General features: G+C 42.5%; 14 protein-coding genes. 10 read left to right on the top strand and 4 right to left on the bottom strand.

Annotated features, from left to right (window positions below):
• Window positions 1–12: 12 nt before the first annotated feature.
• The 7 genes from EYS00_RS15355 to EYS00_RS15325 all read left to right on the top strand — a co-directional run bounded on the left by EYS00_RS15355 (window position 13) and on the right by EYS00_RS15325 (window position 7,934).
• Entirely contained in the window at window positions 13–1,389 is a 1,377-nt protein-coding gene (locus EYS00_RS15355; protein ID WP_130638177.1) for a glycosyltransferase, read from the top strand.
• Complete coding sequence (gene rfbA / locus EYS00_RS15350; protein ID WP_130638175.1) at window positions 1,374–2,252, top strand: glucose-1-phosphate thymidylyltransferase RfbA; 879 nt, start codon at window positions 1,374–1,376, stop codon at window positions 2,250–2,252. Before EYS00_RS15355 ends, rfbA begins: the two co-directional genes overlap by 16 nt.
• Window positions 2,253–2,272: 20 nt before the next feature.
• Window positions 2,273–2,818 carry a dTDP-4-dehydrorhamnose 3,5-epimerase gene (gene rfbC / locus EYS00_RS15345; RefSeq protein WP_130638173.1) on the top strand — a complete coding sequence of 182 codons (546 nt, stop codon included), beginning with the start codon at window positions 2,273–2,275 and terminating at the stop codon, window positions 2,816–2,818.
• Between the two features lie 13 nt (window positions 2,819–2,831).
• Entirely contained in the window at window positions 2,832–3,698 is an 867-nt protein-coding gene (gene rfbD / locus EYS00_RS15340) for a dTDP-4-dehydrorhamnose reductase (protein ID WP_130638478.1), read from the top strand.
• 29 nt (window positions 3,699–3,727) lie between these two features.
• On the top strand, window positions 3,728–4,810 hold the full coding sequence (gene rfbB, locus EYS00_RS15335; protein WP_130638171.1) for a dTDP-glucose 4,6-dehydratase: 1,083 nt from the start codon (window positions 3,728–3,730) through the stop codon (window positions 4,808–4,810).
• Between the two features lie 75 nt (window positions 4,811–4,885).
• Entirely contained in the window at window positions 4,886–6,628 is a 1,743-nt protein-coding gene (locus EYS00_RS15330; protein ID WP_130638169.1) for a glycosyltransferase, read from the top strand.
• Window positions 6,629–6,743: 115 nt separating this feature from the next.
• Window positions 6,744–7,934 carry a nucleotide sugar dehydrogenase gene (locus EYS00_RS15325; protein ID WP_130638167.1) on the top strand — a complete coding sequence of 397 codons (1,191 nt, stop codon included), beginning with the start codon at window positions 6,744–6,746 and terminating at the stop codon, window positions 7,932–7,934.
• Window positions 7,935–7,964: 30 nt separating this feature from the next.
• Here the strand turns inward: EYS00_RS15325 and EYS00_RS15320 are convergent, their stop codons facing one another.
• A complete protein-coding gene (locus tag EYS00_RS15320; protein WP_130638165.1) occupies window positions 7,965–8,855 on the bottom strand; it encodes a LysR family transcriptional regulator in 891 nt (296 codons plus the stop codon).
• A gap of 115 nt (window positions 8,856–8,970) precedes the next feature.
• Between EYS00_RS15320 and EYS00_RS15315 the strand changes: the two genes are divergently transcribed.
• Genes EYS00_RS15315 through EYS00_RS15305 form a run of 3 tightly spaced genes read left to right on the top strand, consistent with a single transcriptional unit; the run spans window position 8,971 to window position 13,084 of the window.
• Window positions 8,971–10,632 (top strand): ABC transporter ATP-binding protein, encoded by a 1,662-nt coding sequence (locus EYS00_RS15315; protein WP_130638163.1) that lies wholly within the window; start codon window positions 8,971–8,973, stop codon window positions 10,630–10,632.
• Window positions 10,629–11,687: an efflux RND transporter periplasmic adaptor subunit gene (locus EYS00_RS15310; protein WP_130638161.1), complete on the top strand. Its 1,059-nt coding sequence runs from the start codon at window positions 10,629–10,631 to the stop codon at window positions 11,685–11,687. The genes EYS00_RS15315 and EYS00_RS15310 overlap by 4 nt, the downstream gene beginning before the upstream one ends.
• Window positions 11,684–13,084 carry a TolC family protein gene (locus tag EYS00_RS15305; protein WP_130638159.1) on the top strand — a complete coding sequence of 467 codons (1,401 nt, stop codon included), beginning with the start codon at window positions 11,684–11,686 and terminating at the stop codon, window positions 13,082–13,084. The genes EYS00_RS15310 and EYS00_RS15305 overlap by 4 nt, the downstream gene beginning before the upstream one ends.
• A 3-nt stretch (window positions 13,085–13,087) precedes the next feature.
• Here EYS00_RS15305 and EYS00_RS15300 read toward each other — a convergent pair whose 3' ends face one another.
• From EYS00_RS15300 to EYS00_RS15290, 3 genes are all read right to left on the bottom strand, one after another.
• Entirely contained in the window at window positions 13,088–14,104 is a 1,017-nt protein-coding gene (locus tag EYS00_RS15300) for a M48 family metallopeptidase (RefSeq protein WP_130638157.1), read from the bottom strand.
• Window positions 14,105–14,113: 9 nt separating this feature from the next.
• Entirely contained in the window at window positions 14,114–15,292 is a 1,179-nt protein-coding gene (locus EYS00_RS15295; protein WP_130638155.1) for a YjgN family protein, read from the bottom strand.
• Window positions 15,293–15,413: 121 nt separating this feature from the next.
• On the bottom strand, window positions 15,414–16,214 hold the full coding sequence (locus EYS00_RS15290) for a hypothetical protein (RefSeq protein WP_242618790.1): 801 nt from the start codon (window positions 16,212–16,214) through the stop codon (window positions 15,414–15,416).
• Window positions 16,215–16,535: the final 321 nt, after the last annotated feature.

The following is a 16,535-nucleotide window of genomic DNA, read 5'->3' as shown; positions in this document are numbered from 1 at the left end:
AGGCGGCAAAATATGGAAGTGTTCAATCATTACCTGCCATGGACAAAAAAACGAGTTCAGCAAATATCGCCTTCGCTGTGGAAAGAGTTACTGGCTCCTTGTGTAAATATTATACAGGACCAGAACGTGCCCATTACTAACTTAATGGTTCTGCTCTACGGGAAAATTAATCGTAAAGCTGACTTTTCTACATTCCGAAAGCGATGTGAGTTGATTAGTTGGTTTGATGATTACGGTAGAAGCATATACAACATTGACCTTTTGGAAGATGTGTTGGCAGGTCGACACTGTGATGAACCGAAACTTGTTCCAGGTGGTGTAAATTTAGTTGGCTATAGTCGAGGAAGGTTGGGCCTAGGCGAGGACCTCAGAGGTTATGCCTCTCTTCTTGATTCGTTAAAGGTCAACTATACTGTTTACCATATTGGTCACCCAACTGATGACCCTATTAGTTACAACCATCCTAAAGAAGATAAGATCAAGTATGATAGGTCGATATTTTTTCTGAACGCTATAGAGCTTTCCAAGTTTGTAAGTACTTACGGAGACATTACAAAAAGTTTTGGGCGTTCAGTGGCTATCCCTCCCTGGGAATTAAGTGAAGCACCTATAGAATGGAAATCAACGCTTTCCCAGTTTGAGGAAGTTTGGGGTATTTCAAGATTTACAACAAGTGCGTTGAAGAACGTTTGTCCGAATGTCAAATACAGTGCTCCGGTTGTTTTACCTTTGTCAGATCGGTCTCGTTTAACAAAATCTAGGGACAGTCTTTTTAGGTTTGCATTTATTTTTGACGCGGGCTCTTACGAAGCTAGAAAAAACCCGTTGGCGGTCATAAGATCATTTCAATCAGCTTTTCATAGTAATCAAGCCGTAGAGCTTGTAGTAAAGGCTTCGAATATACGTAGTAGCGTGTATTGGGATGAAGTTTGTCGAGTCGGCAAGTCAGACAGAAGAATAAAGATTATTAGTAAGTTGTATACACGCGAAGAGCTAGAATTCTTTTGGCAGTCGATAGACTGTTATGTTTCACTGCATTGTAGTGAAGGTTTTGGTAGAACTATTGCGGAAGCCATACAAAGAGAGATTCCCGTTATTTCAACTGCTTTTTCCGGTAGTATGGATATGTTCCCTGATGATTATCCATGGTTGGTTGATTATGAAATGAAAGATATCGGAGAAGGAATGTATCCGTTCTGTGGTGGTTTACAATGGGCTTACGCTTCCGAGTGTTCGGCTGCGAAAAAAATGCGCGACGTTTTTACTCAAAGAGGAAACAAAGCCATAAACTTGATAACAGAAAATAGTAGACGTTATTTAGAGAGTAATTTTGAACTCGATGGCGGCGATAGACAAATAAGCAGGTGGTTGAAATGCGAAAAGGTATAATTTTAGCCGGTGGCTCTGGCACGCGTTTGCACCCGCTGACTAAAGTTGTGAGTAAACAGTTGATGCCGGTTTATGACAAACCGATGATTTTCTATCCGTTAACAACTCTGATGATGTCGGGTATTCGTGACATACTCATTATCACTACTCCAGATGAGCAACAACGCTTTTTTGATTTAATTGGTGATGGGTCATCCTTGGGGATGAATATTCAGTATGGGGTTCAGCCATCTCCAGATGGTTTAGCTCAAGCCTTTCTTATTGGCGAGCAATTTATTGGTAATAACGCATGCTCTTTAGTACTGGGCGATAACATTTACTATGGTCACGACCTAACCTTTTCACTTCAAAGAGCTTGCCAGCAACCTCATGGTGCTACGGTATTTGGTTATCATGTTAATGACCCAGAGCGCTATGGAGTTGTGGAGTTTGACGACGAATGGAATGCTTTGTCAATTGAAGAAAAGCCGATTGCCCCTAAATCAAACTACGCCGTTACTGGCCTTTACTATTACGACAATCGGGTTGTTGATTTTGCAAAGGAAGTTAAACCATCGCCTCGCGGTGAGTTAGAAATCACTGATCTCAATAATATGTACTTGCAAGACGGTAGTTTGAAAGTAGAACTCATGGGCCGTGGTTCTGCTTGGTTAGACACCGGTACATTAGATTCTCTATTGGATGCGGCTAATTTTGTCGCAGCCATTGAAAAGCGCCAAGGATTAAAAGTCTGTTGTCCGGAAGAAGTAGCCTACCGTATGGGTTACATTGATGCCGAGCAACTCGAGAAGTTAGCAGCACCACTGAAGAAAAGCGGCTATGGTAGCTATCTTCTAAAAGTCATCAATGACCGGGTGAAGTAAAAAGTGGAAACTATTTTTTCATGCAAGTAATTAGCACAAATATACCTGACGTAAAAATTATTGAGCCAAAAGTCTTTGGCGATGAACGCGGTTTTTTTCTCGAAACTTTCCGTACAGATTGGTTTAAACAAAAATGTGCTGATGTTGATTTTGTGCAAGACAATCATTCTAAATCTAGCCAAGGTATTCTTCGTGGTTTGCACTATCAGTTGGAGCAAACCCAAGGCAAATTAGTGCGTGTGGTCAGTGGTGAAGTCTATGATGTCGCTGTTGATATGCGTAAAGACTCCATGACTTATGGTAAGTGGGTAGGTGTTGTACTGTCAGCAGAGAACAAACGTCAGTTGTGGGTACCTGCAGGTTTTGCTCATGGATTTTATGTGACGAGTGAATCTGCTGAATTTGTGTACAAGTGTACCGATTATTATCATCCAGCATCGGAAGTATCTGTTAAGTATGACGATCCAATCTTAGCTATCCAATGGCCGTTGGTTAATGGTGAAAAGCCATCCTTGTCAGCCAAAGATGAAGACGGTCTTGCCTTCGTTGATGCCCCCACATTTTAGCAGAGAAAGTATGATGAAAATTGTAGTTATTGGAAATGCAGGGCAACTATCATACGAATTAGTTCGTATATTAGGTGAAGATATCGTCTGCTTAGGTCCAGAAGATACCGATATTACTGATGGAGCTGTGCTGTCGGCCACATTGTCATCACTTGCTCCTGAGGTCGTGATTAACGCTGCTGCCTATACTGCGGTAGACAAAGCAGAGGACGACCAAGTCTTATGTCACGCCATTAATGCAACGGCAGTCAAAAATCTTGCGAGGTACTGCAAAGCGGCTGGCGCATTTTTAGTTCATGTATCTACCGACTATGTCTTTAATGGGCATAAAGGGTCTCCTTACTTACCCGATGACCCTATTGAGCCACAAGGTGTTTATGGTCAAACCAAAGCAGATGGTGAGAAAGCTTTATTCGACATATTACCCGAGGCCAGTTGTTTAATACGCACAGCATGGGTGTATTCTGCCTATGGTAATAACTTTGTTAAAACTATGCTGCGTTTAATGGCAGAAAAACCACAACTAACAGTTATTGATGACCAAATTGGCACGCCTACTTGGGCAAAAGGACTAGCCGAAGCCTGTGTTAGCGCGGCACAGCAAAAAACGGCGGGAGTTTATCATTGGACTGATGAGGGGGTAGCGAGTTGGTATGACTTTGCTTTAGCCATTCAAGAGTTGGGTATAGAGAAGGGGTTACTTAGTCAGTCAATTCCTGTCTTGCCCATACCGAGTAGTCAGTACCCTACACCCGCAAGGCGCCCTCATTATAGCGTGTTAGATAAATCATCAGCACGAATAGCCTTCGCTTCTCTCAATCCAACACACTGGCGCAAGCAGCTTTCATCTATGCTAGATGAATTAAAAGCCCAACAATAAAAACACCATACAGTTATTGGTATAAGAATATGAGCAAGACAATAGTAGTTACTGGCGGTGCGGGCTTTATCGGCTCTGCTGTGGTGCGCCACTTAATCAACGACACTGACCACGCCGTGGTAAACCTCGACAAACTGACTTATGCGGGAAACTTGGAATCACTGACGAGTGTATCTTCTAATTCTCGCTACAGTTTTGAGCAGGTGGATATTTGTGATGCCGATGAGGTTAAGCGAGTGTTAAATACCCATCAGCCCGACATTATCATGCACCTTGCGGCAGAGTCTCATGTGGACCGTTCCATCGATGGTCCAGGTGAATTTATTCAAACCAATGTGGTAGGCACCTACGTTCTATTAGAACAGGCTCGGGCATATTGGTCTATGTTGGATGAAAATAAGAAAGCAGGCTTTAAATTTCATCATATTTCAACCGACGAAGTCTACGGAGATTTACTTCACCCAGACGAGGTGGCTCCTGGCACTGAATTGCCATTGTTCACTGAAACTACCCCGTATGCGCCCAGTTCTCCTTACTCTGCTAGTAAAGCAAGTTCAGATCAGCTTGTGCGTTCGTGGTTACGCACCTACAAGTTACCTACGTTGGTGACAAACTGTTCAAACAATTATGGCCCATATCACTTTCCTGAAAAGCTTATTCCGTTGGTAATACTGAATGCACTAGCGGGAAAACCGCTCCCTATTTATGGGAAAGGAAATCAAATCCGAGACTGGTTGTATGTGGAGGATCACGCTCGAGCTCTCGTTGTTGTAGCATTAAACGGTGAGATTGGTGAAACCTACAACATCGGTGGGCATAATGAAAAACAGAACATCGAAGTGGTTAAGGTAATTTGTGAGATATTGGATGAAATTGTACCTAGAGAGACGTCGTACGCAGCGCAAATTACCTATGTTCAAGATCGCCCAGGGCATGACATGCGTTATGCCATAGACGCATCCAAAATTAAACGTCAACTTGGATGGACTCCGGAGGAAACGTTTGAGAGCGGTATTAGAAAAACGATAGAGTGGTACCTTGCCAATGAGGGTTGGTGGAGAGCAGTTTTAGATGGAACCTACCAAGGGCAGCGTCTAGGAACCGAAATATAAAAGAGTTCAGGAAGCGTGTAGCAATAGAGCTTTGTGAAGGTGCGCCGTTGTAGGCTCGTGTATTCTGGTAATAGTATGAAAAAGTATTTAATGCTCGTCATAAAGGGTGTCATAGGGCTTCTACCCATTGGGATTAAGCGTCAGCTGAAGAAAAACGGCAAATTGACAGAATTTTATAGCCGTTCTTTGCAACGCTCAGGCTTATTCTATGGTTTTCCCAGCAAAAAAAAGCGCATGGTGTTGTATACACAATATTTGGAACGTCAATACGACGAACTTGGTGCTCTTACAATTGTGAACACTGACAGACTAGACCTCGATTTGATTATTCTGGGAAATTCAAATTTAGAGAAAACTATTTTATCGATCACTGAAAAAGCAGATATTTCTGAAGTTCATGTTATTGGCCAAATCTCTGACAGCCAATGTGGTCAGTACGATAGAGTTATCAATTGCTATAGTAATTTACAAGATGCATTCAAAAGTGTTTCGGCAAATCGCGCTGTTATAATGATAAACAGCGGTGATAAATTACACGAAAAAGCCTCGATAGTATTAAGCAACGCTCTTAGTCAAAATGACATCGTATATTGTGATACAGATCTCGTAGATGTAAACGGGAGCCTAGTAGAGCCCGAATTTTATCCCGATTGGAATCCGGATCTTCATTTCTCAAGCGGTTATATAAATACAGGTGTTGCATTGAGCGGAGGCACAGTCACACGTATCAAAAAAGATGATATTGCCAACGGTGTCAAAACTATCTCTCAAATGACAGCGCGTTTATGGATTCAGAGGTACGTAAACTCTGTGGGACACGAGCCATATACATTAGTCCACAAACCAAAGAAAAGAACTGACTTGTCGGCATTCGAGCTTAAGTGTCTCGCTACTGAAATTAGTCGCTCTACACGAGCAAAAGTAATCACCAATAATGATGACTCAATTAATAAACTCATTTGGCCGTCAGATGATTCACCGCTGGTATCACTTATTATTCCAACGAAAGATGCGAAAAATTTAGTTCAAGCGTGTGTAGAGAGTATCCTTGAAAAAACAAGTTATAAAAACTTCGAGATAATTCTAATAGACAATGATTCCACTGATAAAGAAAGTCTGCAGTATTTTAAGGCGTTAGAAAAGCACAAGCAGATTCGAGTTTTGCGATATCCGGGGGTTTTCAATTACTCTGCAATAAATAATTTTGGTGTACGTGAAGCCAATGGCGAGATTATTGGACTAGTTAATAACGATATTGAGGTTATTGATGGGGACTGGTTAACTCACATGGTAGGACATGCGTTGCGTGAGGATATAGGGTGTGTTGGTGCAAAACTTCTGTATTCTGACGGTAGAGTGCAACATGCTGGTGTCGTACTTGGCTATGGTGGTGGGGCTGGTCATGCGCACAAATATTTTCCTCGCTACCACCAGGGTTATCTAAAACGGCTTGTATCGACACAGAATTACTGCGCTGTAACTGCAGCGTGTCTTTTGGTTAAAAAATCTCATTTCGAATCGGTCAAAGGATTAAATGAAGAAGACTTGTCAGTAGCATTTAATGATGTAGATTTTTGTTTGAGGGTTCGGAAGTTAGGTGTCAGAAACCTATATTGTGCTGAAGCAGAGCTCTTTCATCATGAGTCTGTAAGCAGAGGCTTGGATACGTCACCAGAAAAAGCTGCACGGTTTAATCGTGAGCTTGAATATTTACAAAAGTCGTGGTCTGATATCATAAAACGTGATCCAGCATATAATCCAAATTTAACATTAAGAAGCGAAAATTTCTCAGTGAAGCATGCGAGAGAGTATTCTTAATTAAAGGAATTGTTGTACTACGTTAACGAAATATCGCAAGAGTATGCTTATTTAGCGCTAGTTCGGGTATCAATAAAAACAGTATTTGAGTTCAACTATATCGGAGAATAATTAAATGGAAGGCGCTAACAAAAAGTTCAAAATAGCCGTTGCAGGTACAGGCTATGTTGGACTTTCAAATGCGGTGCTATTGGCACAAAACAATGAAGTTAAAGCAGTTGACCTGGTCGCTGAGAAAGTTGATTTACTCAATAACAAAAAATCTCCCATAGAAGACAAGGAAATCTCAGAGTATCTATCCTCAAAGGAGTTAGATTTAGAGGCTACGCTTGATGCTGAGTACGCCTATAAAGATGCTGATTTTGTTGTTATCGCAACGCCTACAGATTACGACCCGCAAACTAATTACTTCAATACAAGCAGCGTAGATGCAGTCATTAGTACTGTTATGAAAATCAACCCAAATGCTGCGATGATCATCAAGTCTACCGTGCCTGTTGGATTTACAGCAGAAGCGAAGCAGCGACATGGATCTGAGAATATTATTTTCTCACCTGAGTTCTTGAGAGAAGGTAAAGCGCTTTACGATAACTTGTATCCGAGTCGAATTATCGTGGGTGAAAAGAGCGAGCGTGCAGAAAACTTTGCAAAGCTATTGCAACAAGGCGCCATTAAGGAGGAAATAGATGTTCTCTTTACTGATAGTACGGAAGCCGAAGCGATTAAACTGTTTGCTAACACGTATTTAGCAATGCGCGTAGCTTATTTTAATGAGTTAGACAGTTATGCAGAGCGCCATGGGCTAGATTCAAAGCAGATTATTGAAGGTGTTGGACTAGACCCTCGAATTGGAAAGCACTACAACAATCCGAGTTTTGGTTACGGCGGTTATTGCTTACCTAAAGATACTAAGCAGTTGCTGGCAAACTACAGCGAAGTTCCAAACAATATGATTCAGGCTATTGTTGATGCCAACCGTACACGAAAAGACTTTATAGCAGATTCTATTGTAAGCAGAAGCCCAAAAGTCGTTGGTATTTATCGTTTAATCATGAAATCTGGTTCTGACAATTTCAGAGCGAGCGCTATTCAAGGGATCATGAAACGCATTAAGGCCAAAGGGATAGAGGTTGTCGTTTATGAGCCGGTACTTAAAGAAGATGATTTCTTTAATTCAAAAGTGATTAATGATCTCGAAGCCTTTAAGTCGGTTTCTGATGTTATCGTCGCAAATCGTGTAACAGAAGACATCGAAGATGTTTTAGACAAAGTGTATAGCCGTGATTTGTTCGGTGCCGATTCTTAGTTATAAGATCCAAAGGGAAAGTGTTGAGTACTAACTCAACACTTTCCTAGACGCTTCAATAATTTCTTCTCCCACTGAATAAGCTGCTCTACTTTTTCCTGTTATCGCATAGTATCTTTCGCTGACACTCGTCACTTGGCCAATACAATGCACCTGATATTGCGCCTCTACGTGTTCAGCAATCGCTGAGGGCGCACAAAATACACCAAAATCTTCGCTTCCGAACAGTTTGAGTAAGGCACTGTCGTCAAATTCTGCAAGTATTGTTGGGTATAGCTGTTCCGCTTCTAGCCAACTAAGGAGTCCGCGGTGAATACCTGAGGTGTCGCCCGGAAAGAGTAGCGCCATCTCATTTAAGCATTCCGGAAACGCTTGAGCTTCACCGAGCTTATTTTTTGCAAAGAAGCTGATGTGTGATTCACCCAAAAAATAACTGTTAGCACTGATGTGCTTTCCTGGTGCGATACCACAGTCAGAAATGATGAAATCTAATGCATTTATGGCGAGTTCCTTCAATAGTGAGTCGAAGCTACCTTCTTTTATGACGTATTTAACGTTGCGGTGTTTCCGCATGGTACTGTGCACAAAGTCGTAGAAAAGTACCTTGGGGATACCATTCGTTATGCCAATAACAAATTCTCTTGAGGTATGTTCATGTTCTGTACGTAATAATTCAGATAGTTGATTCCCTTTGTGGAAAATCTCTGTAGCATGTTGATATGCAAGTTTGCCTTTGCTATTTAAAAACAATCGCTTGTTTATTCGGTCAAATAAAGAATAACCTAGGTTTTCCTCAAACTTAGCAAGCTGACCGCTGACGGTTTGAGGGGTTACGTGTAGTAAAGATGCTGCCTTCGCTATACTTCCTTCTCTAGCTACGAGATAAAAGTAGTAAAGATGGTGGTAGTTTAAATGATGCATAAATAAGTTTTTTTCGAGTGTTAGATAAGATAATAACAGATTTTATCGTTGTTATTTGTTGTGTACCTTATATGCGTTCTTTTTTTAAACCTTTTCGGGCAGAGACTAGCAAGATATGGAAAAAACGATTGATTTGGTTGCCGCCAAGAAAACCCTTCTTGGCCTACTAAAACCGGAAACAGGTTTCTTCACTGTTGCAATTGCCTACGGTTTGGCAATTAGCTTACTTACTTTGGCTGTACCTATCGCGGTACAAACCTTGATTAATAGTATTGCCAACATTGGTTCTACGCGAGCGGTTATCATACTGTCGGTAGTGTTGTTCGGAACGCTATTTCTCTCAGGGATTTTTAGTGCATTGCGTATGAGGGTGATGGAGCACTACGAGAGAAAAGTCTATGCGCGCTTAACGGCGGGGTTCAGTCTCAAAACAATTATGGCTCCACATAGTTTCTTTGAAGGTCGCCGAAACACCACTATTACTCAGCGCTATTTCGATATCATGACGTTACAGAAAAATATTCCAGCACTCATGGTTGACGGTTTTGCAGTGGTTCTTCAGCTATTGGTTGGCTTTACGCTCGTTTCTTTTTATCACCCAGCACTGTTTGCTTTTAACCTAGTTATTATTTTAGTTATGTATGGCATTTGGAAAATTTGGGGTAGGGGCGCTAAGCGCTCTGCCATCGAGCTTTCCCATGCGAAATACAACACTGCAAAATGGTTGAATGATATTGCGGCTGCTCATGAATTTTTTAAGTCTTCGAGTCACATGGAGTATGCAGGTCGAAGCACTGACGAGTTTATTGCCACATACCTTAAAAAGCATCGAAACCATTTCAAGTACACTTTTTCGCAAGCGGTGATGTTTTTACTTCTTTATGCTGTTGCAAGTGCCGCTCTACTTGGGATTGGTGGTGTATTGGTTGTTCAAGGTCAGTTGTCTATTGGCCAGCTTGTCGCAGCTGAGCTCATTATGTCAGCGGTTTTCTGGGGGTTGTCCCGATTTAGTCAATACCTAAAGCTGTATTACGAATTGTATGGTGCGGCAGACAAAATCGGATCCGCGATGGTAATCCCTCAAGAAGAAGAAGATCAAGTCACAACTTCACAAGTGCCAGAGTCTTCAACCTTGGAGTTCAAAAATATCAACATGACCCATATGAGCGACAGTTGCTCATTGGACTTAACACTAGCCTCAGGAAGTAAGTACTTTGTCCTTACGGAGAAAAGTTGGATTCAAAAACAGCTGGTGGGTCTACTTAAACGCTATGAGAAGCCGAAACAAGGAGAGATACTGCTAGGCGATTTAAACCTTTACGACTACGAAACTCATGATTTACGTCAAGTAATAACAACCTTAGATAGATCACTTGTTGTTGAGGTAAGTATCGAGTCTTACTTGCGATTGGCTGCGCCAAAAGCTACCCATACAGAAATAAGAGAAGCTCTGAGCCTTGTTGAGCTACATGGTGTAGTAGACAGTTTACCTGAGCATCTCAACACTAAAATCTCGGTCCTGGGTTCTCCACTTCAACCTTTGGAATTCTTACTGCTCAAATTGGCGGCGGCAATTTTGGCAAAACCAAAAGTCCTGTTAATCAATCAACATTTTGATGCAATTCCCTATAAGCTTCGTATAACACTAATGAAGCGACTAGAAGCAGTACCCTTTACTATTCTGTATTTTTCGAATACGCCAGATAATGAATGCCTAGACGGGATCATTCGACTGCACGATACCACTGAGATATCAAAGAGGGAGAGCGAACAGTGAATAGTGCTGAACGTAAATTTATGGCAAAGGTAACTACGCTGAATTCACAGCCTATGCCCAAACTACACCTGGTAATATGTTGGCTTATTACTGTTTTGATTTTAGCGGCTGGTCTGACGCTTTGGTTTACCCCTTGGGTTCAAACTGCTCAGGGCGCTGGAAAGGTCAATTCACTTGATCCATTAGACCGTACACAAGCCATTTCGGCCCTTCTGGATGGACAGATAAAAACGTGGCATGTCAGAGAGGGGATGATGGTGCGTCAAGGAGACCCAATTGTTACTCTGATCGACGTTGATAGTGAGAGATTGGAAAAGTTAGAGTCTCAGCTATCTGCGGCAAGACAGTTGAGAGAAGCCAACGAGGTTGCGCTTCAAAATGCAGAGAACAACCTAAATCGACAAATGGCGTTACAGCAAGAGGGCCTAGTTTCACGTAAACAGGTGGAAGATGCTCAGATAAAAGTGCAGGAGTTGAAAGCGAAAGTCGCCAGTGCGGTTTCTGATATCAACGAAGTAAGTATGTCTTTGTCTCGTCAATCAACTCAAACTAAGGTCGCTCCGGTCGACGGTACAGTGGTTCGACTTTTTTCGAGTGGAATGTCAACCTTTGTAAAAGCGGGAACAGAGCTAGCGCAGTTCATTCCAAGTGGCGTTCAAAGACATGTACAAGTGACAATTAGTGGTTTAGACGCACCATTAGTTAAGCCGGGAGCCAAAGCTAGGCTGCAATTCGAAGGCTGGCCGGTGTTTCAGTTTAGTGGTTGGCCTGGAAGCTCAATAGGAACGTTCGGCGCGGAAGTGGTCTACGTAGAACCTGTTGCGGCAGCGTCAGGTGCATTTACGGTGTGGTTGAAGCCTGATAGTGACGATATTCCTTGGCCCGCTGAGTCTGTAGCAAGGCTCGGAAGCCGCGTAAAAGCGTGGATTCTACTCGAGGAAGTCAGATTGGGATATGAGCTTTGGCGTCAATTAAATAATTTCCCACCGAAGAGCACGGCGGCGCTATCACTTACAGACGAGTCATCTACACTTGCATCGGTGGAGCAAAAGTGACAAATAAGACGTGTTTAATCATTGTTTTGAGTGGGTTAGCATGCTTGTGTCAACCTGCTCACTCAGCCCCGACGGTATCAGAACTCGTTAATTCAATGACAAGACATCACCCTTATGTTTTTGCGTTGGAAGAGAAAGTCGTTCAAGCCGATTCTTCGTTAGATATAGCACAAAGTGCCTTTGACCCGACGATAGAGCAAGATTTTGGAGCAAGGGTAAGCGGATACTATGACGGAGCAAGCTTAGAGCAACGTTACGTTCAGCCCTTAAGTACGATGAATGCCAAGGTGTTCTCGTCATATCGAATTTCCGAGGGCGATTTCCCTGTTTACGAAGAGCAATATCGAACGCTGAGCGGTGGAGAGGCAAGTGTGGGCATGTCGTTCGCACTACTGCGAAATCGTGAGGCTGATAAGCGACGCACTGGTTTATTGAATGCTGAGTTAGAACGTGCTCAGGCGGGTGCCTACATTCAATATTCAATGAACAGTTTCTTATCAGAGGGGCTATACAACTACCTTGCTTGGTATGAGAGTGCTGCGCAAGAGAGAGCGTTGCGTTCTCAAATCGCGGTAATTAGAGAACAAGAAATAGCGCTAGCAACTCGCGTTAGATCCGGCGATCTGGCTGAAGTCGCGCTTGTCGAGTTTCAATCTACGCTACTAGAGCAAACCGCACTGCTCGCCAAGCTTGAGCAAAAGAAGTTAACATCTGCTCGTGCATTGTCTTTCTTCTGGCGAGATTCACAAGGGAGAGCTCTCGACTTTGACCCTGATTTTATCGCAGATATAGATTGGCCTTACGCGGTAAATAATATCGCAGTGGCCGAACTAAAGCGTTCATTAGAGACACACCCATCATTGCTCTCTCTAAGAATCAAGCAATCGGAGCTAGAGAATAAAGGGGCATTGGTACAAAGTGAACTACTTCCTATGCTAGATGCCAAAGTTTCGCTATCAAGAGATATTGGCTCGGGCCCTCTCTCACTGGAAGGTACAGAGAGTAAAGTAGGCCTCACATTCTCCTACACTCTTGGTAATAGAAAAGCGGAAGCGGAGGTCCGACGTAATCAGTCTCAACAGAATGAAGTTGAACTAACCGCGCAAGTAGCACAAGAACGGTTAATTCAAGAGTTTGAGCAAGCAGTTGTGAATTGGCAGCAAGCAACCAAGGTAGCCGCGTTGTTAGAGGAAACTGCACGAGTCGCCGGTGAGTTAGCTATGGTGGAAAGGCGCCGTTTTGTTGCAGGTGATGTGGATATGTTCGTCGTTAACGCGCGAGTTACCAAAGAGATTCAAGCTCGAATGAAAGCCATAGAATCTCAAGTAGATGTGTATCGCGCAGAGTTAGCGTTGTTTAAAATCACAGCGCAACTGCAACAAGCAGATCAGGCTTAATATTCAGTCCTTTTCGGTATAGTTTTCGGCATTCTCAATACGAGCTCGTATCATGGGGTGCGAGCTAAGCCAACTCTGCTCACTTTCTGTGTCGCCTAAAATTGTAGCGAGCTTCTCCATGGCTTGTGCAAAGTCTTCAGGTGAACGATTTACATGACTAAGGTGTGAAAGAGCGAAGTTATCCGCTTCCCATTCATGAGCTTGAGAAAACGAATTTTGCACAACGGTAGTGCCAATACCAAAGAAGGCCTCGATTGCACCACTAAGATCACCGAAAAAGTAAGTGATTGCCATGGTGGCGAACATTGACTCAGCTACCATTCTCATAGAGTGGTTGTGTTTAACGTGACCAATCTCGTGGAGCAGTATTGCATCTAACAACTGCTGGTCGTAGTCCATCAATTCGATTATTTGGTCAGTAAAGACAATGGTACCATCTGGCAGCGCAAAAGCGTTGGGTCCAATCTCTTCCGAAGATCTAAATTGAACATTTATCGACAATTCATCCGTTTCAATTTGTCTTATGATTTCTCGAAAGCTCTGCGATATCGTGTCTTGTTGTTTTTTACTTAGCTCACTCTCAGAGAGTAGCGCGTAATCCAACGCTGCCAGTGTTTGTTGTGAGGCTGCTTGCTTAATTGGCGCTGGAACGTACTCTGCAAGATGTATTGCAGTGAAAGGAAGCAAATGAGCAAATAATCCATAGATCAGTAATGGAACTAAAACGATGCTAGCTAACACCCATCGCTTTTTTGACTCCATGTCAAAGACCAATGTGCCATCTGTACGATCTAGCCATTGATCGAATGCAGGCGTGGGTGGACAGACCAACAAGCCAATATCTGCGATGAGTATTTCTCGATGTAACTGTCCTAATTTTGGCTTTATATTTAATTCAGAATGAAGACGCTCTACCTTTTGGCCGTCATCATACTCCAAAATTAACAGCTCACCATCCACATGGTAATTGGCAGAAGTGCTTTTGACGCCGCCATTGTAATAGAGTGTTCCTTTACTCATTTTTAATTATTAACCCAATGCAACGTCCACATCGAACAAGGTCGAGGCTTCTTCCGCAATGGCGTTGGTATCACCACTTTCACCCGCAACTACGTCGTCTGCACCAGCCATTATCTGTACTCTAGTCGCATCAGCAAAAAACTTTGCAGTACGAACTTTAACCCATGGAATAGCCAAGCCAAGACTAAACACTATAGCAAGTAGGTTAGTCACTCTGAGTATTAATAAATCACCAAAGTTAACATCAGAGGTGAAAGTCGCCACGTTAGGTAGCGAGCTAGTGTTGTAGATATGATTTCTAATCTTGTAGGTATAAAACGATGATGAGACAGCAAATACGACTAAATAAAGTGCCATGAATACAACGGTGGCTAGTGGACTCGCCGCTTGCTGTTCACCAAAAGAAATGTAACTACCGAGCCCTGCGATACCTACGCCAAAAATAACAAAGGCTAAAAAGGTCGCACCAATAGCAGCTATATAATAACTACCAGCCGACAAGTCTGAGCGAAACTTTGCGTTTCCGAAATTCATTTCGTCAACTAAAAACTCATCCATTTTTTTAAGTGCAAATGGCATTAGTAAATAAAGAGTGAATACACTGGCAAATGGCAGCAGTACAAAATAAACGAATGCATCACCAAAGTTGCCTCTAAATGAAAACCTAACATTTCGATAGGCCGTCATTTTCATATTGAACCTCAAGCTGAGAACCACGAAGAAGGGGGTCAAAATAAAAATTATCAACAACAGGAATAGCGAAACAACTGGGTATAGTGCTGACGTTGCAAAGTAAGCACCGAACAGTATCGCTGCGATAATACGCCCTTTCAAAATTGCGATTGGGTCTGCTAAATATGAAAAGTGATGTCCGTCAATCTCTGTATTGCCATAAAAGTAGCGATGCGTTCGTACTTTTGCCCATGCAGAGTATATCCCCAGTGTCACGATACTTAGTAGCAGATTAACAATCCAAATAGAAAAGAACTCTCCAGCTTTACCTGTAAAGTTTACATTAGCTTCTCTGATTACTTGATTTTCGTTTGATTCAGGCGAGGCTTTCACAAGAGCTTCTATGCGTGCATCAATTTCAGCAGCTCTGTCTGGAAATGCGTCTCTATTAATGGCTTCCTGCGCTTGTAATAGTTCTTCGATAGAGTAGTTAGAATAGTCGATAGTTGAGCTCATAGTCCCTCAAAATGTAGAAAACGTCCCTTATACAGCAATAGCCTACATAACTATTACCTTAAAAAACAGTGAGTGTTAGTTAATATTTCGTCGAACTTTAAGTGCGTCTAATCAGTGACAACTAATTTTCTAGAGCGTCTTGAAACTCAGCTTCAGAGAAGCCCGCACTTAATGCGTATTCTTTAAGTTTTTCATGAGGTACACCAGCGTGCATCGCTGTAGACAGGATTCTTGCTACATGTTCTCTTTGAGAAGATTCTCTGACTGCGGTTTCGACAACTTCGTCGGCTTGGTTTGGGAATACCGCTAACAAAGCGTCAACTACATACTCTCCAACAAACGGAACGGTATTCAGTGCCGTAGTCATGATATCAACAAGCTTATTTGGATGTTCCTGTGACAATGTCTGAACAATCGTATCCGCAGAGTCTGGTTGGGTGAGTACTGCCACGCGAACGATCTCATCAAGCTCTTCAGGTGTAGACAATGCAGCTGCCTTTACAACGAAATCAACGTAGGTTGGTTCCGCTGCAATAGCTAATTCAACAATACTAGGGCACGAACTAACTTCTTTCTCAATCGCCAGTTGAACTATTTCCTCAGTTGACGCTGGCTGTGCTGAGATCGCAGCGAATATAATCTCGCGATATTTATCTGGGTAGGTATCTAGTGCAAGATCGACTAGTGGAACAACGTTTTCGGGATAATGGCTTGCGATGGAACGAATGGCTCGGCTGATAGACATGTTCTGGTCAACTTGTCTTTTAAGGAACGACGCTTCCATTTGTGAGTCTTTGGATTCGTCTATCGCACTAGCTTCATTGGAAATGGCATGAGAGGAAAAGGAACACGGCAACAGTAGGAAAACTGCTGCTGTGAAAAGTACTTTATTACGCGATACCGTTAAAGCTTGTTTAGACATCGGACTCACCTTTTATCTTATTTATTATTTCAGCTACTCATAATAATGATGGTTAGCTGAGGTATTTATACAGACGTTCGTTCCTAAACTAGACAGCCATCCTAGTAGCAATACCCATCGGTTGTCTACTATTTATCACATTTGAGCGTTAAATAGACGTTTGGTTCAATTCCTGTGTATTTTTTCAAATAAGTGTTGACGTGGCCGTTTAAATCCCTAAAATGCGCATCCGCTTCGACAGGAAAGCAAAACAACTTCCCTGGCAAAGCTAGTCATTACTAACCTTATAGGTCAATAATGGCGAGGTTTTCAAAAAACACC

Source organism: Alteromonas sp. KUL49 (assembly GCF_006538345.1).
Classification (GTDB): Bacteria; Pseudomonadota; Gammaproteobacteria; order Enterobacterales; family Alteromonadaceae; genus Alteromonas.
This window is presented reverse-complemented; position numbering and strand designations above follow the sequence as displayed.

Excerpts from the sequence above, each read along its gene's own strand:
- EYS00_RS15300 (WP_130638157.1), bottom strand. The coding sequence starts at position 14,104 with ATGAGTAAAGGAACACTCTATTACAATGGCGGCGTCAAAAGCACTTCT.
- EYS00_RS15330 (WP_130638169.1), top strand. The coding sequence starts at position 4,886 with ATGAAAAAGTATTTAATGCTCGTCATAAAGGGTGTCATAGGGCTTCTA.
- rfbD (WP_130638478.1), top strand. The coding sequence starts at position 2,832 with ATGAAAATTGTAGTTATTGGAAATGCAGGGCAACTATCATACGAATTA.
- rfbA (WP_130638175.1), top strand. The coding sequence starts at position 1,374 with ATGCGAAAAGGTATAATTTTAGCCGGTGGCTCTGGCACGCGTTTGCAC.
- EYS00_RS15295 (WP_130638155.1), bottom strand. The coding sequence starts at position 15,292 with ATGAGCTCAACTATCGACTATTCTAACTACTCTATCGAAGAACTATTA.
- EYS00_RS15315 (WP_130638163.1), top strand. The coding sequence starts at position 8,971 with ATGGAAAAAACGATTGATTTGGTTGCCGCCAAGAAAACCCTTCTTGGC.
- EYS00_RS15290 (WP_242618790.1), bottom strand. The coding sequence starts at position 16,214 with ATGTCTAAACAAGCTTTAACGGTATCGCGTAATAAAGTACTTTTCACA.
- rfbB (WP_130638171.1), top strand. The coding sequence starts at position 3,728 with ATGAGCAAGACAATAGTAGTTACTGGCGGTGCGGGCTTTATCGGCTCT.
- EYS00_RS15355 (WP_130638177.1), top strand. The coding sequence starts at position 13 with ATGGAAGTGTTCAATCATTACCTGCCATGGACAAAAAAACGAGTTCAG.
- rfbC (WP_130638173.1), top strand. The coding sequence starts at position 2,273 with ATGCAAGTAATTAGCACAAATATACCTGACGTAAAAATTATTGAGCCA.
- EYS00_RS15325 (WP_130638167.1), top strand. The coding sequence starts at position 6,744 with ATGGAAGGCGCTAACAAAAAGTTCAAAATAGCCGTTGCAGGTACAGGC.
- EYS00_RS15320 (WP_130638165.1), bottom strand. The coding sequence starts at position 8,855 with ATGCATCATTTAAACTACCACCATCTTTACTACTTTTATCTCGTAGCT.